We start from the raw sequence: 15,704 nt of genomic DNA, 5'->3' as shown, positions 1-15,704 counted from the left end.
CCCGCTCTTTTTGATGCTTGTCGCAGCGAACGAGAGCGTGCGCGGCTCTCGTTCAGATCGTCGCGGCGATCAGGCCGCCCGTCCCGTGACCGGTGACAGCCTGGGGAGAGCCCGCGCCGGCCGTACCTCCCGCAAATTGAGCTGCACCGGTTCACCTAAACCGTTTTTGACTCCCCACGTCGCGGCCTGGGTGCGGTTCTCGACCCCCAGCTTGCGGAGGATCGCCTTCACATGCACCTTCACCGTGGCTTCGCAGATCCCGAATTGCCGCGCGATGACCTTGTTCGCCATGCCCGCCATGATGCTTTCGAGAATCTCGATCTCGCGGTCGGACAGGCCGACCGACGCCGCGCTGACCTTCCAGTCGCCCGCAATCGCGGTCGGAATCCAGCTCGTCAGATTGTTGACCAGCTGCGACGGGAAAACCTTTTCGCCAAGCGCCACCAGCCGGATCGATTCGGTGAGCGGTGCGCAGGAAATTTCCTTGATGATGACGCCATCGGCGCCGATCTGGAACGCTTCGACCACGTCCTCGAAGGAATAGTGGTCCATGAGCAGCGCCAACCGTGTCCTGCTTCGCTTCGCGGCGAGCTTGCGGCACGCGTCGAGCCCGAAACCGGCGTTTCCGCTGTCGATCACGATCACATGATGATCGTCGTCGCGTTCGATATTCCCCTGTGGGTCGAGAAGCGCCGAGATATCCGACACCGAAGCCTCGATCCGAAAATTGTCACTCGAAAGTATGTTTCGCAAACCCTCCCTTGCGATTTCGTTTTTCGCCACCAGCGAAATTTGAACCACCTCCAACATCACCCGCCTCCCTGAAAGTTCAGTCAAGGCAACCCATTTTGTTTTTCAACGTCACTCGAACCGCATGTCCCCGCCGATCATCAAACCCGGATCGCTTGTTTTGTTAAATCGCGTTAACTTTTTCGATTCGTGATCGATTTACTGCAAATATGGTTATACAATTTGCTTAGGGATTCCATCGGGATTCAGCCCTCTACCCCCAAAGAGGTAGCGTCCGTTCCCGCCCCCCTTGTCCCCTGTCGGCCCTTCCGAAGAGTGGGCGTTGTTTAACACATGAAATGCAGAATGTTAAACGATGCCTGAGTGCGGGAGCGAGCAATGCGGTGCTACCCCTATGGATAGCTCAGCCGGCGCCCGCGTGCGAGCTAAGTGTCCCAAAATATGATCGGTTCGGTCACAATTCTTAATCATTTAGGCCATCGCCCGAGTCGCACGAAGACTCGGCACGCGGCGAGTCGCGTCGCGCGCGACGCTACCGAACTGGCACGATATCGCTGCCCGTATCGATGGTAATGTTAAGGTGGTCGCGTGCCTTGTTATCGCGTTTCGAACAGCCGCCGTCGGCCGACCATGTCGCGCACCGTCCGCGCGGCCGTCAGGCTGGCCAGGACGAAGCCGGTCGCGGTGTCGCGCGTTGCGGCGGTCTTTTCGGGCCGTCGGCCAAGGCTTGTCATCGTCCAATTCCCTATCCGCGCCGGGACGGCATCCGCATTTCCCGGAACGGCGAGCTGTGCTGGCGCGGGCTGGCTGTCGGCATAGCCGTGAATCCAGCGTCGCGCGCCGCTGAACGACAGCATAGGCCGCAACTCGCCGGCTTGCGGGCCGCTATAGAGACGGTCGGTCATATTATCGAGCGCCAGCCAGCCGTCCTTCGCCCGGACGAGCAGCACCGCATGGTCGGCGCCCAGCGCGAGGTCGCGCAGCAGAACGAGCTTCATATGGTCGTCGTCGATCCCGGCGGCGCGCAGCATCTGCATTTTCAGGATCGCGAAATCCTCGCAATCGCCGCGGCCGCGCGCGAGCGTTTCCCCGGCGGTCGCCCAGAAGTCACGCTGGCCGTAGTTGCGCTCGTCCTCGACATAGGCGAGCGTCCGATTGACACCCTGGTTGACGCGCTGGAGCAAATCCCGCTCGTCGATCCCGGCGGTCACGCCGGCCTTGCGCAGTTCGGCGTGCATCAGCGGCCCCGGCGCCGCCCGCCGGACGCGGTCCCAGCGGGCGTCGAAGCGCGTATGAGCGACCGGGAGCGCCACCGTGCCGAGTTCGGACTCCGGATCGCTCGCAACGGGTTCGAAGAAATCGGGGCGCGAGATGCGGCCGGGTACGGCCGGGCGGCCGGAGCAAGTGGCTGGACTCGCCGGTGCCATCGCCTGCAGGGCGTCGGCGGACGGAGTGCGCCCCGTGGCGGCGGGCTCCAGCACGCCGCCCTCCTGGCGCAGGCGCATCCGGTCGAGCGCGCTCAATTGCCGGTAGGGCGTACCGGTCGGCGAAGCGATCGATGCCGGGATGGCGGTATTGGCGACGGAGTGGCACGTGTCGCTATTGAACCAGCCCGGTTTTCCGTTGCCGGTTTTCGCGACGTCGGCGTCGATCGCGGCTTGCGCCGCGGTCGCCACGAGCATTGCCGCCGCCGCGATTGCGGTGCGGGCCATGGGCGAGCAGGATGAGAGAAGCCGGCTCATCATGCTTCGGCAGATGCCTGAACAAGGTAAGAATAAGCTTAATGGCCCCTGCGATCACGTCTCGCGAAGGCGGCGCGGCAGCCGCCCACCGGCGCGATGGAATTCGTAGTCAATGCCTCTTCATGCCTGCAGGCGCCGGGGACCTTTCGCTGCCCCGGTCCCTCGCCTTTCGCCTCATTTTGGCTGAAAACCAGGGCGCGAAACGCCGCGGAACCCTTCTGTGAGGATGGGCGCCGAGAAGAGGAACTGCCCGCATATGCATTGACAAAGAGAACGTTATCATCTAGGTGAACGTTCACATTATTCGAATGCCGTCACCAGAACGGCGCATTTGGGAGGGTTACGGGATGCAGGCTTCGCACAAGCATTGGCTCGCCAAATTTTTGGTCGGCACGTCGGCGCTGTCGCTGATGGGCGCGGCCCAGGCGGCTATGGCGCAGGAAGCTCCGGCGGACAGCAGCGATAGCGTGGGCGACGAGATCGTCGTTACCGGTATTCGCGCCAGCCTCGAGGCGTCGGCCGATATCAAGCGCAATGCGCAGGGCGTCGTCGATGCGATCTCGGCGGAAGACATCGGCAAATTCCCCGACACCAACCTCGCGGAATCGCTTCAGCGCATTACGGGCGTCTCGATCGACCGGTCGAACGGCGAAGGTTCGCTCGTCACCGTTCGCGGCTTCGGACCCGAATTCAACCTTGTGACGCTCAACGGGCGCCAGATGCCGACCGCCTTCATCGGCGACGGCGGCAGCGCGCCCTCGTCGCGTTCGTTCGACTTCGCCAACCTCGCGTCGGAATCGATTTCGGGCGTCGAGGTCTACAAGAGCGGCCGCGCGACGATCGAGTCGGGCGGCATCGGCTCGTCGATCAATATCCGCACGCCGCGCCCGCTCGACAAGCCGGGCATGCACGGCAGCCTGTCGGCGAAGGCGGTGGTCGATTCCTCGCGCAACAGTGGCGATTCGGTGACGCCCGAAGTGTCGGGCATCTTCAGCACGACCTTTGCCGATGACACCATCGGCTTCGCGATCAGCGGCTCGTACCAGAAGCGCAAGTCGAGCACGAACACCGCGAACGTCGGCTGGCGCGACGGCTATCTGGGCAGCGAGAATAATTGGGGTTCACTCGCGCAGCCGGGCGACCCGCGCTTCCCGAACATCACCAATCGTCCCGACGCGACCGATGTCTATCAGGTGCCGCAGAACGCGTCCTATGACCTCAACGATATCGACCGCGAGCGCATCAACGGCCAGGCCGTGCTGCAATTCCGCCCGACCGACGGGCTGACCGCGACGATCGACTATACCTATTCGCGCAACACCGTTCAGACTCGCAACAGCAACGTCGGCGTCTGGTTCAACCATGAGGATACGTCGAGCGCGTGGACCGACGGTCCGGTCGCGGGCCCGATCTTCTATACCGAACGCTTCGGTCCCCCGGGACCGGGCTGCGCCGCGCCGTCGCCGCCGCCGCCGAACCAGTGCGCGATCGGCAAGGATCTGTCGTACAGCGGCGCGCTCACCGAAACGCGCGCCGAGAACAAGTCGCTCGGCTTCAACGTCGAGTGGGAGGGCTCCGATGGCGTGAGCTTCGAACTCGACGCGCATCATTCGACCGCGACGGTAAAGCCCGTCAACGACTATGGGTCGAGCATCTCGGTCGGCAACGCGGTGTTTGGCGTCGCCAACCAGACGATCAATTTCGAGAATGACTTGCCGGTCATCTCGTACAACATGCATCCGGGCATCGACCCGCTGAATGCCGCGCTGATCACGCCGACGGGCAACGCCTTCCGCAACGCCTATTTCAGGGACGAGATCAACCAGGTCCAGCTGCGCGGCCGATACGACCACGACAGCGGTCTGCTCGATGCCATCGACTTCGGCGTGTCCTATGTCGAGAACAAGGTGCGTTCGGCCTTCGGTACGATCCAGAACGACACCTGGGGCGGTGCGGGTCCGGCGTCGGATATTCCCGACGACATCTTCGAGCTCGAAACCATTCCCGACAAATTCCCGGGGCTGGCGCAGCCGGGGATGATCCAGAGCTTCTACAAGTTCGATTTCGGCCGGATGGTCGACCTGATCGAGGGGCTGTACGGCACGTGCAGCAGCCCGCAGACGGGGGCGCAGGGCGTGCCCGGCACCTGCCTTGCGAAGTTCAACACCGATCGCCGCATCACCGAAAAGACGCTCGCACCCTATCTGCAGGCCTCGGCGGTGTTCGACCTGTTCGGCAATCCGGGTCATTTCGTTGCCGGCATCCGCTACGAGACCACCGACATTTCGTCGGCGGCGCTTGTTCCGGTCCCGGTCGATACCCGCTGGGTCGGCGACAATGAGTTCAACGTCGTCTATTCGGGCGACAGCCAGTTCACGCGCTTCAAGGGCTCGTATGACAATTGGCTGCCGGCGTTCGACCTCGACGTCTCGCCGATGGAGAATGTGAAGCTGCGCGCATCGTACAGCCACACGATCACGCGTCCCGACTATGCCAGCATGCAGGGCGGCCGCACCATCGATACGCTGTTCCGCGTCGGCGGCGGCACCGGCGCACAGGGTAACCCGGGCCTGATCCCCTATAAGTCGAAGAATATCGACCTGTCGGCAGAATGGTATTACGCCCCGGCAAGCTATTTGTCGGTCGGCTATTTCCACAAGGATGTCAGCAACTTCATCTCGTCGACGCGGATCGACACCAATGCCTTCGGACTGACGACCCCGGTCGGCGGCCCGCGCTGGAACGCGGCGATCGCCGCGCTCGGTGCCAGTGCGACGGTGGCGCAGATCCGCCAATATATCATCACCAACTTCCCGAGCACGGTGACCGGAAACATCATCAACAGCGCCCCCGGCGATCCGTTGCTGAATTTCGAGATCACGACGCCGATCAACAGCGACCAGACCGCCTCGCTGAACGGCTGGGAGTTCGCGCTCCAGCACAGCTTCTGGGACACCGGCTTCGGCGTCATCCTGAACTACACGATCGTCAATGGCGATGCGACCTACGACAATACGCAGCCGTCGTCGGTCCCGCAGTTCGCGCTGACCGGGCTCAGCGACAGCGCGAACGCGGTGGTCTTCTACGACAAGGGGCCGCTCCAGGGCCGTGTGGCGTGGAACTGGCGCGACGAATATCTTTCGGGCACCGGTCCCAACCCCTTCTATGTCGAGGATTATTGGCAGATCGACGCCAGCGCGAGCTATGAGTTCATCCCGGGCCTTACGGGTTTCGTCGAGGCGATCAACCTGACGGGCGAAGGACGGCGGGGGCATCTCCGCAGCAAGAACAACGTGAGCTTCGTGTCGCCGGGCTATGCCCGCTACGCTGCCGGGGTCCGGTTCACCTTCTAGGCGCGGCGTCCCCCGTCCGCCCGTTGGCGAGAGAGCCGCGCCTCCCATGGGGTGCGGCTCTTTTGCGTGACGGATCGTTGCGAGTGGCTTAGGAACGTTCCCAATGACGCAAAAGGTCGAGAGGGTTGTGATCGTGGGCGGCGGCACCGCCGGGTGGCTGGCGGCGTCGCTGATCGCGACATCACGCCGCGCGAAGGCGGCGCCGCTGTCGGTGACCGTGGTCGAGGCGCCCGATGTGCCGATCGTCGGGGTCGGCGAGGGCACCTGGCCGACGATGCGCACGACGCTCCAGACGATCGGGCTCGACGAGGCCGAATTTCTGGCTGCGTGCGACGGTGCGTTCAAACAGGCGTCGCGCTTCGACGGCTGGGTCGACGGGTCGGCGGGTGACAGCTATCTCCATCCTTTCACCACACCGCCGCCGCTGCCGATCGGCGAGCTGCTCGCGGCTTGGCAGGCGACCGCGCCCGACCAGCCCTTCGCGGCGGCGATGAGCGCGCAGGCCGCGGTCTGCGACCTCCACCTCGCGCCGCGCCAGCGCGCGATGCCCGGCTATCAGGGCGCGACCAACTATGCCTATCATTTCGCGACCGAGAAATTCGGCGCGCTGCTCGGCGCTCACGCGAAGCGGAACCCGCTGATCACCCATATCCTCGACCATGTGACCGGCGTCCGGCACGCCGAAAATGGCGATATCGCTGCGCTGACGACACGCAGCGGCCGCGAGGTCGAAGGCGACCTCTTCATCGATTGCAGCGGCTTCAAGGGGCTGCTGATCGACGGCGCGCTGGGGGTCGAGTGGGTCGACCGCAGCGACCATGCGTTCAACGACCGCGCGATCGCCTCGCAGGTGCCGGTGCCGCCGGGCAGCCCGATCGCCTCGCAGACGATCGCGACCGCGCACGAAGCGGGATGGATCTGGGACATCGGCCTGCCGTCGCGGCGCGGCATCGGCTGCGTCTATTCGAGCCGCTTCATGGACGCCGAGCGGGCCGAGGCGATCCTTCGCAACTATATAGCCCGCGAATTGCCGGGCGCCGTGCCCGACAGCAATGTGTTCGGGGTGCCGTTCCGGCATATCGGTTTCAAGACCGGTCACCGCGAGCGCTTCTGGGAACGCAACTGCCTGTCGGTCGGGCTCGCTGCGGGCTTCGTCGAACCGCTCGAGGCCTCGGCGATTGTATTGATCGAGCTGTCGCTACGCGCGCTCATCGACAATTTCCCGGCCGACCGCGCGGCGATGGATATCCATGCCGGGCGCTTCAACAAGCTGTTCCGCTATCGCTGGGATCGCATCATCGAGTTTCTGAAGCTCCACTATGTGCTGAGCCGACGCGAGGAGCCCTATTGGCGCGCACACCGCGACCCCGACCATATCCCGCCGCACCTCGCCGATCTCTTGACGCTGTGGCGCGACCAGCCGCCGTCATCGTCGGATTTCCCCTACATCGACGAGATTTTCTCGGCGCAGAGTCATCAATATATCCTCTACGGTATGGGCTTTCCGCCGCCCGCGGGCTGGCCCGCCAGCGACGGTGCGGTGGCGGCGCTCGCCGAGATGCGCCAGCGCGCTCGCACGCTCGCGGCCGGCCTGCCGACCAACCGCGCCTATCTCGACGCACTCGCCGGCGAGCGCCCTGGCGCAGCAGAAGCTGCCGCCGAATAGAAAGACCCGCATGACCAACCACGCTATTCTCGACCAGACTGTCCACCAGGATCTGCGCGTGCGTGTCGATGCGGGGGCCGACCTTGGCGACGGAGTGATGGCGACGCTGACCGTGCCGTCCGAGTTCCGAAACATCCAGGGCCATTTCCCGATCCTGTTCCGCCGCGAGGCCGGACAGGACCAGTTTTTCGCGGTCGCGCTGCTCGGCTTCGAATCGGGCGAGAATCTGTTCCTCGACGGCGCGCGCTGGGATGCCGGATACCGGCCGCTGTCGCTCGCGATCCAGCCCTTCCTCGTCGGCCGCCCCGCGAGCGGCGACGGCCCCGCGCAGGTGCATGTCGACCTTGCGCACCCGCGCATCGCGTCGGGCGACGAAGGGGTGCGGCTGTTCGACGCGGCGGGGCTCGCGACTCCGTATCTTGAGGAGATCGCGGGCAAGCTCGGCGACCTCGACCTCGGCTATCGCCAGAGCGCTGCTTTCTTCGACGCGCTCGTCGCGCATGACCTGCTCGAACCTTTCACGCTCGAGGTGACGCTCGACGACGGATCGGTCAATTCGCTCGTCGGTTTCCACATCATCGACGAGGCGAAGCTGCGTGCGCTCGACCCCGCGGCGGTCGGCAAGCTCCACGAGGGCGGCCATTTGATGCCGATCTTCATGGCGCTCGCGTCGCTCTCGCAACTTCGTCCGCTCGTCGACCGCAAGAACCGCAGGCGGCGCCATGGCTGACCGCGACGGCCCGATCTACGACCGTCTGGCCCGCGTACCCGAGCGCGAGTGGAGCGGCGCCGGGCTCGATTCGCTGCTCGACGATGCGCGCGAACCCTTCGTGCTGCGCGGGCTCGTCGCCGACTGGCCGCTCGTCGCCGCGGCGAAACGCTCGGCGCGCGACGTCCGCCGCTATCTTCTCGATCACGCGCGCGACCGTCCGTTCATGGTGTCGATCGGGCCGCCCGGACACGACGGGCGGCTGTTCTACGATCACGATATGGCGATGAATTTCCGCGCCGGCACTGGGAAGCTCGCCGATATCTTCGGCGGAATCGACAAGGGCGAACAGCTTGGCGACATCCGCACTGTCTATCTCGCCTCGATCGACATCCCGACGCATTTCGACGGGCTCGACGAGGCCAATCCGCTCGATCTCGGCGCGCGCGATCCGCTGAAGAGCATCTGGATCGGCACGCGCACGCGCATCGCCGCGCATAATGATTTTCCCGACAATCTTGCCTGCTGCGCGGCAGGACGGCGGCGCTTCACGCTGTTTCCGCCCGACCAGTTCCGCAACCTCTATCTCGGGCCGATCGACCACACCCCTGCGGGGCGCGTCGTCAGCATGGTCGATTTCGATGCCCCCGATCTCGCCGCGCATCCGCGCTTTGTCCTTGCGATGGCGCATGCGCTGACCGTCGAGCTCGAACCGGGCGACGCGATCTTCATCCCCTCGATGTGGTGGCACCATGTCGAGGGGCTCGCGGACTTCAACATCCTCGTCAATTACTGGTGGCGGCGCATCCCGGCGTGGCTCGGCCAGCCGCAGGAAGCGCTCAATCACGCGATCCTCGCCATCCGCGATCTGCCGCCAGAGGACAAGGCGATCTGGCGCGACCTGTTCGACCATTATGTCTTCGAAAATGATGGCGGCGTGACCGACCATATTCCCGAATCCGCGCGTAGCATCCTCGCCCCGCTCACTCCCGAGACGGCGGGGCGGCTGCGCGCCTTTTTGCTAAGGACTCTCAGCCGATGAACCAGGACAATCCTCTTCGCCGTGTGGTGATCGCGGGCGGCGGAACATCGGGCTGGATGATGGCGGCCGCCATCGCACGGACGCTGGGGCATACGGTCGACCTGACGCTCGTCGAGTCCGAACAGATCGGCACGATCGGCGTCGGTGAATCCACCATCCCGCCGCTCGTCAATTTCAACCGTATCCTCGGCATAGCCGAGCCGGAATTCATGCGCGCGGCGCAGGCGACCTTCAAGCTCGGCATCCTGTTCGACAACTGGAAATATGACGGGCACAGCTATTTCCACAGCTTCGGGCTCAGCGGGAAGGACCATTGGTCGGCGGGTTTCCAGCATTTCTGGCTCGCCGCGCGCGCGAAGGGCTATCCGCACAGCTATGACGATTATTGCCTGGAGCTTGTCGCCGGGCTGCAGGGCAAGTTCGCGCATCTGCCCGAAGACCGGATGAACTACGCCTATCATGTCGATGCGACGCTCTACGGCCGCTACCTGCGCAAGCTCGCCGAGGCCGACGGTGCGAAGCGCGTCGAGGGCAGGATCGAGAAGGTCGAACTCGACGGCGAGACCGGGAACATCGCCGCGCTGCTGCTCGACGGCGACCGCCGGATCGAGGGCGACATGTTCGTTGACTGCACGGGCTTTCGCGGCCTGCTGATCGACGGTGCGCTCCACGCGGGGTTCGAGGACTGGTCGCACTGGTTGCCGAACGACAGCGCGATCGCGGTCCAGTCGGACCATCTCGGCCCGCCGATGCCCTATACGCAGGCGATCGCGCACGACGCCGGTTGGCAATGGCGCATTCCGTTGCAGCACCGGATGGGCGCGGGAATCGTCTATTCGAGCGGATATCTCTCCCGCGATGAGGCGTTGAACCGGCTCATGTCGAGCGTCGGGACGCCGCGGATCGAACCGTTCGACATCAAGTTCAAGGGCGGGGTCCGCCGCAAGCAATGGTATCGCAACTGCGTCGCGGTCGGGCTGGCCGGCGGCTTCGTCGAGCCGCTCGAGGCGACGACGGTCCACCTGATCCAGCGCGCGGTGCTGCGCTTTATCCGTCTGATGCCGAACGGCCGCGTCAGCGAGCGCGACGCGATCGAGTTCAACGAGCAGCAGCGGCAGGATATCGAGCAGATCCGCGACTTCGTGATCCTGCATTACAAGGCGACCGAGCGCCGCGACAGCCCGTTCTGGCGCCATGTTGCGAACATGCCGGTCCCCGACAGCCTGCAACAGAAGATCGAGCTGTTCCGCGAAACCGGCCGCACCTTCCGCAAGAATGAGGAATTGTTCGCCGAGAACAGCTGGGTGCAGGTGATGATGGGGCAGGGGGTCGAGCCGCAGAGCTGGCACCCGATCGCCGAGAAGTTCGGCGACGACGAGCTTGAGAAATTCATGGCGGGCCTGCGCGAAAATGTCGCGCGCACCGCCGCGACGCTGCCCGATCATCACGCCTATGTCGCACGCTATTGCGGCGCCGCGGAGCCGCAGGCGGCGTGATCGGGCTCCGCGCCCTGAAAAAGATGGAAATCGAGCGGGTTCGCGTCTGGCAATGCGCCGATGGGAACGCTAGCAGTCCGCAGTGGAGCGAAACGGAGGGGCAGCGGGGCTGATGGGGCGGCGGCGGCAATCGGTGACGATCAAGCATGTGGCGGCCGACGCGGGCGTGTCGCTGCAGACGGTGAGCCGCGTCATCAACAACGAACCCAATGTTCGCGCCGAGATGAAAGAGCGCGTGCAGGCATCGATCGACAAGCTGGGCTATGTTCCTTCGATCGCTGCACAGCGGATGAGCGGATCGCGCTCGTACCTGATCCTTGCGATCAACGACCGCGAACGCACGATCGCCGACTGGAAGGCGCGGCAGGGCACCGACTGGGTCGACCAGATGCTGTTCGGCGGGATGCTGAAATGCGCCGAATATGGCTATCGCATGATCTTCGAGCTGGTCGATACGCATAGCGATCATGTCGAACGCGAGCTCCGCGCGACGATCGCCGCGCTGCAGCCCGATGGCGTGATCCTGACCCCGCCACACTCGGACAATCCGCTGATCGTGAACCTGCTTCATCACCAGCGGATACCCTTTGCGCGGATCGGCTCGCACGGCGGCGCGGCGGGGATCGCGCTGACGATGGACGACGAGGGGTCGGCGGCGCGTGCGACGCGGCACCTGATCGATCTCGGGCACCGGCGCATCGGCTTCATCTCGGGCTCGGTCGAATATGACCTCAGCCACTGGCGCATCGACGGCTGGAGGGCCGAGATGGCGGCAGCAGGGCTGCCCGTCGACGGCCTGCTCGCCGAGGGCGATTTCAGCTATGCCTCGGGCGAAGCGGGCGCGCGCGCGTTGCTCGCCGGACCGAACCCGCCGAGCGCGATCATCGCGAGCAACGATCAAATGTCGCTCGCGACGCTGGAGGTCGCGCGCGAACTCGGGCTCGACGTGCCGCGCGACTTGTCGATCGTCAGCTTCGACAACACGCCGATCGTCCATTTCAGCCAGCCGCCGCTGACCGCAGTCGACCAGCCGGTGGCGGAGACGGTCGCGCGTGCGGTCGAACTGATCATCGCGGCGCAGCGCGGCGAGAAGCTGCCCGATGGCCCGACCGTGGTCAGCGGCAGCCTGGTCGAGCGCGGATCGACCGCTCCGCATGGCGGCTGAAGCCGCGGCGCCGCGGCGTCAGTCGACCCGCTTTCTGCTGCTTTACGCACTCGCGTCGGCGGGCGGCGCGATCGCCTATGTTCCCTTCCTGACCCTGCTGCTGCCCGCGCGCATGGCCGAGCTCGCAGGCGCCGCCGATGTCGAATGGCTCGGCTATTCGACCTTCCTCGGCGCGGTCGCGGCGAGCGTCGGCGGCATCGTCTTCGGCTGGCTCAGCGACCGTACGGGCGGGCGGCGCGGCTGGATCGCGGGGGGATTGCTGCTCGCCATCCTGCTGCTGCTGGCGGTGCCGCTGGCGAAAGATGTCACGGCGCTGGTCGCGATCATCGTCGCGTGGCAATTGGCGCTCAACATGATGCTCGGACCGCTTGCGGCGTGGGGCGGCGACCTCGTGCCCGACGAGCAGAAGGGCCTGCTCGGCGGGCTGCTCGCCCTCTCGCCCGCACTCGGCGCCTGGTCGGGAGCGCTGGTGACGCTACCGGGGGTCGTGTCGCTCGAACAGCGGCTCGTGGTCATCGCCGCGCTGATGGCGCTCGCGATCCTGCCCGCGCTGCTCGCCGGGCGTCCGCAGCCCTTTCCCCAACTGATTCAGCGCCAAGCGAAGGGCGAAGCGGCGAAGCAGCCGGCGCAGCCTGCCGTGCGCATGTGGCTCGCCCGCCTGCTCGTCCAGATCGCCGAGGCGGCGCTCTTCGCCTATCTCTATTTCTGGTTCCGCTCGATCGATCCCGCAATGGGCGACCATGAGAAGGCAGGGATCTTCAGCATCGCGCTGACGATCGCGGTGCCCGTTGCCCTCCTCGCCGGTCGCTGGGCCGACCGCAACGACCGCCCGTTTACCCCGCTCATCCTTGCCGCCGCCCTGTCATCGGTCGGCCTCGTCGGTATGGCGCTGGCGGGCGATGCGGCATCGGCAAAGGCCGCCTATCTGGGCTTCGGAATCGCGACCACAGTCTTCCTGTCGCTTCATTCGGGGCAGATGCTTCGCGTCCTGCCGCGTCCCGAACGGCGCGGACGCGATCTTGGCCTCTTCAACCTCACCAATACCATCCCGTCGCTGATCATGCCCTGGCTGACGATCTCGCTCGTCCCCAGCTTCGGTTTCAGTACGCTTTTCCTGTTGCTTGCGGGGCTCGCAGGGTGCGCAGTGCTACTGCTCGCAACGTTGCCGCGACGCGCCTGATCGCAATTCCGCCGTGGCCCCTTGATTTCGCGAGGGGGCTGTGCGACAGATCGATTGATAACGTTCACATAAAAATGGGATGGGAGTGAAGATGCGTCGACAGGCGATAGCGATGGCGACCGCGCTGCTGCTGACGGGAACCGCCGGCATGGCGATGGCAGAAGCTCCGGGCGAGGCGGCGTCGGCTGCGGTCCACCCCGATCTCTGGCCCGCCGCCAAGAGCCCCACTGCGATCACCGACCCGGCGACCGAGGCGCGGATCGATGCGACGCTGGCGAAAATGACGATCGAGCAGAAGGTCGGGCAGATCGTCCAGGCCGACATTAGCACGATCACGCCAAAGGACCTTGAAACCTATCCGCTCGGATCGATCCTTGCGGGCGGCAACAGCGGCCCGAACGGCAACGAACGGTCGAGCGCCGCCGATTGGGCAAGGCTGGTCGGCGAATTTCGCGCCGTGTCGCAGCGCCCGCAGGCGAACGGCGTTGCGATTCCGATCATCTTCGGCGTCGACGCGGTCCACGGCCATAACAATATTCCGGGCGCGACGCTGTTCCCGCACAATATCGGGCTCGGCGCCGCGCACGACCCCGAGCTTATCCAACGTATCGGCGCGGTCACCGCGGCCGAGATTTCGGGCAGCGGGATCGAATGGACCTTTGCCCCGACGCTCGCAGTCCCGCAGGATCTACGCTGGGGCCGCAGCTATGAAGGCTATTCGTCCGACCCGGCGCTCGTCGCCGCCTATGCGAAGGCGATGGTGACCGGGCTGCAGGGGCCGCTCGTCCCGGGCCGCTCGGTTGACGCGAGCCATGTCGCCGCGACCGCGAAGCACTTCCTCGCCGACGGCGGCACTTTCGAGGGCAGGGACCAGGGCGATGCCAAGATCGGCGAGGCCGAGCTGGTCGCCAAGCACGCACAGGGCTATCCCGCCGCGATCGACGCCGGCGCGCTGACCGTGATGGCCAGTTTCTCGAGTTGGAACGGGGTCAAGAATCACGGCAACAAGGGGCTGCTCACCGACGCGCTCAAGGGCAAGATGGGCTTCGAGGGCTTCGTCGTCGGCGACTGGAACGGCCACGGCCAAGTCGCGGGCTGCACCGTCACCGACTGTCCGCAGTCGATCAACGCCGGGCTCGACATGTTCATGGCGCCCGACAGCTGGAAGGGCCTATACGAAACGACGGTCCGCCAGGCAAAGGACGGGACGATTCCCGCCGCGCGCCTCGACGACGCGGTGCGCCGTATCCTGCGCGTCAAATACAAGCTCGGCCTGTTCGACGTCGAACATGTCGATCGCGGCAATTTCGCCGCCGTCGGCGCGCCCGAGCATCTTGCGATCGCGCGTGAAGCGGTCGCGAAATCGCTCGTGCTGCTCAAGAACAACGGAAGCGTCCTGCCGATCAAGGCCGGTGCGCGCGTACTCGTCACCGGACCTGGCGCGAACAGCATGGCGATCCAGTCGGGCGGCTGGACGATCAGCTGGCAGGGCACCGACGTGACTCATGCCGATTTCCCGAACGGCCAGACGATCTGGGAGGGCATGGACAAGGCGGTCCGCGAGGCGGGCGGCATCGCGACGTTGTCCGACGACGGCTTCTACAAGGAAAAGCCCGATGTCGCGGTCGTGGTGTTCGGCGAGCATCCCTATGCCGAGTTTCAGGGCGACGTCCCGACGCTCGACTACCAGCCCGCCGAGGCGAAAGATCTGGCGACGCTCAAGAAATTGAAAGCGGCGGGCATCCCGGTCGTCGCGGTCTTCCTGTCGGGCCGCCCGATGTTCACCAACCCCGAGATCAACGCCGCCGATGCCTTCGTCGCCGCGTGGCTGCCGGGATCGCAGGGCGCCGGCGTCGCCGACGTGCTGGTCGCGGGCAAGGACGGCAAGACCGCGCGCGGCTTCACCGGCAAGCTGCCCTTCGCCTGGCCCTCGGACGCGCGCTCGCCGGTCGAGAAGGCGCAGTTCCCGGTCGGCTACGGCCTCGCCTACGGCGACAAGGCAAAGGTTCCGCAGCTTTCCGAAAAGCTCGGCCTCGACCTCGCCGGCATATTGAACGTCGAGAATTTCTTCTCGGGCGGCCGCGCCCGCGCGCCGTGGTTGCTCTCGGTCACCGATGCAGGCGGATCGCGTCAGGTCGAATCGGGCCCGGTCGACAGCAGCTATGGCCTCCTCAAGACGCGTTCGGTCGACGTCGCGGCGCAGGAGGATGGCAAGAGCTTCGCGTGGAGCGGGCCGGCGTCCTTCCATCTGACCGGCCCCAGTGCCGATATGTCGCGCCAGCTGAACAACAGCTTCGCGCTACGCATCGACTGGCGGATCGATGCTGTCGGCAGCGGGCTGACGCAGGTCGAACTCGGCGGCAAGGCATTCGACGTCAGCGGCTGGGTCAAGGCCGCGCCGACCGGGCAGGTTTCGACGATCAAGATTCCGCTGCGCTGCTTCGCCGACGCGGGTGCCGACCTCACCAAGGTCGGCTACGCGACGACGGTGCACGGCGACAAGGGACTCGCGCTGACCTTGCTGTCGGCGCGGATCGAGGCGGTCGGCGAGAATCTCGCTTGCCCGCCGACCGTGAAATAGCCAAACCCGCACACGGGTTG

10 protein-coding genes are annotated in these 15,704 nt (G+C 65.4%); 8 read left to right on the top strand and 2 right to left on the bottom strand.

The genetic code is table 11. The annotated features are described in order from the left end of the window. Positions 1 to 69: 69 nt before the first annotated feature. Both ATE64_RS15275 and ATE64_RS15270 read right to left on the bottom strand, forming a co-directional pair. On the bottom strand, positions 70 to 708 hold the full coding sequence (locus tag ATE64_RS15275) for a response regulator transcription factor (RefSeq protein WP_167541773.1): 639 nt from the start codon (positions 706 to 708) through the stop codon (positions 70 to 72). 638 nt (positions 709 to 1,346) lie between these two features. Continuing rightward, positions 1,347 to 2,462, bottom strand: coding sequence for a transglutaminase-like cysteine peptidase (locus tag ATE64_RS15270; RefSeq protein WP_058457060.1), 1,116 nt, complete (start codon positions 2,460 to 2,462; stop codon positions 1,347 to 1,349). A gap of 377 nt (positions 2,463 to 2,839) precedes the next feature. On the opposite strand from ATE64_RS15270, the gene ATE64_RS15265 reads away from it, so the two are divergent. The 8 genes from ATE64_RS15265 to ATE64_RS15230 all read left to right on the top strand — a co-directional run bounded on the left by ATE64_RS15265 (position 2,840) and on the right by ATE64_RS15230 (position 15,684). Beyond that, a complete protein-coding gene (locus ATE64_RS15265) occupies positions 2,840 to 5,845 on the top strand; it encodes a TonB-dependent receptor (RefSeq protein ID WP_058457059.1) in 3,006 nt (1,001 codons plus the stop codon). 103 nt (positions 5,846 to 5,948) lie between these two features. After that, entirely contained in the window at positions 5,949 to 7,511 is a 1,563-nt protein-coding gene (locus tag ATE64_RS15260) for a tryptophan halogenase family protein (RefSeq protein ID WP_058457058.1), read from the top strand. A 10-nt stretch (positions 7,512 to 7,521) separates the two neighbouring features. Continuing rightward, a complete protein-coding gene (locus ATE64_RS15255; protein ID WP_058457057.1) occupies positions 7,522 to 8,241 on the top strand; it encodes a SapC family protein in 720 nt (239 codons plus the stop codon). Beyond that, on the top strand, positions 8,234 to 9,262 hold the full coding sequence (locus tag ATE64_RS15250; RefSeq protein ID WP_058457056.1) for a cupin-like domain-containing protein: 1,029 nt from the start codon (positions 8,234 to 8,236) through the stop codon (positions 9,260 to 9,262). Before ATE64_RS15255 ends, ATE64_RS15250 begins: the two co-directional genes overlap by 8 nt. Further along, positions 9,259 to 10,758, top strand: a complete 1,500-nt coding sequence (locus ATE64_RS15245; RefSeq protein WP_058457055.1) for a tryptophan halogenase family protein — start codon at positions 9,259 to 9,261, stop codon at positions 10,756 to 10,758. Before ATE64_RS15250 ends, ATE64_RS15245 begins: the two co-directional genes overlap by 4 nt. 112 nt (positions 10,759 to 10,870) lie before the next feature. Then, on the top strand, positions 10,871 to 11,923 hold the full coding sequence (locus ATE64_RS15240; protein ID WP_058457054.1) for a LacI family DNA-binding transcriptional regulator: 1,053 nt from the start codon (positions 10,871 to 10,873) through the stop codon (positions 11,921 to 11,923). Beyond that, positions 11,913 to 13,103: an MFS transporter gene (locus ATE64_RS15235; protein WP_058457053.1), complete on the top strand. Its 1,191-nt coding sequence runs from the start codon at positions 11,913 to 11,915 to the stop codon at positions 13,101 to 13,103. Before ATE64_RS15240 ends, ATE64_RS15235 begins: the two co-directional genes overlap by 11 nt. A gap of 112 nt (positions 13,104 to 13,215) precedes the next feature. After that, positions 13,216 to 15,684 (top strand): glycoside hydrolase family 3 protein, encoded by a 2,469-nt coding sequence (locus ATE64_RS15230; protein ID WP_231729112.1) that lies wholly within the window; start codon positions 13,216 to 13,218, stop codon positions 15,682 to 15,684. Positions 15,685 to 15,704 lie beyond the last annotated feature (20 nt).

Origin of the sequence: Sphingopyxis sp. H073 (assembly GCF_001468395.1) — a bacterium.
Classification (GTDB): domain Bacteria; phylum Pseudomonadota; class Alphaproteobacteria; order Sphingomonadales; family Sphingomonadaceae; genus Sphingopyxis.
This window is presented reverse-complemented; position numbering and strand designations above follow the sequence as displayed.